Annotated in this window: 2 pseudogenes; both read right to left on the reverse strand. The window is 72.7% G+C overall.

The features are described 5' to 3' along the window. Positions 1–108, reverse strand: a pseudogene (locus A9Z05_RS05705) (flavin reductase); the annotation flags it as partial. A gap of 277 nt (positions 109–385) precedes the next feature. Beyond that, positions 386–572, reverse strand: a pseudogene (locus A9Z05_RS05710) (hypothetical protein); the annotation flags it as partial.

Below are 572 nucleotides of genomic sequence, written 5' to 3' on the forward strand. Positions count from 1 at the left end.
CTGGCCGGACGGCGCGCGCGTCGTGATCACCGTCACGCCCGTCGCGAACTGGCCGAGCGCCTGCCGGAAGGCGGCCGCGTCGAAATCCGGCGGATTGGCGTGGCTCATCGGGCAGCCATCCGGAACGGGACGGGCGGGCGCGACACGACACGGGTGTGACGGGCGCGGCGGACGAAGGACGACAAGGCGGTCGAGTGGGAACGGGTGCGCATGGCCCGATTTTAGCGGAATCGCGGCCGCCGGGCCCGGTCGGGCGGCGCATCGCGACGTCAGGGTGACGTAGCGAACACTGCGGCGCGCGGCCGGCATCGCCGTTCCGTCGCGTTTTTAACGGTGCGGCCGTTCAGGCCGACACCGTGCTGCCCGGCCGTCAGCGCTGCCCGCGCTATCGCGCCGCCGCCAGCCCGAGCGACAGCGCCCCGGTGACGATCAGGCTCGACGCCCACACCGCATCGAGATTGAACCAGCTCCGCGACACGAACTTCAGCCCGAGATAGCGGTACACGAGCCACGCGAGCCCGCCGCCGGCGGCGATCATCGCGGCCGCATGCACGGCCGCGACGACGAGCGCC

Source organism: Burkholderia sp. A2, assembly GCF_001729305.1.
Taxonomy (GTDB): domain Bacteria; phylum Pseudomonadota; class Gammaproteobacteria; order Burkholderiales; family Burkholderiaceae; genus Burkholderia; species Burkholderia sola.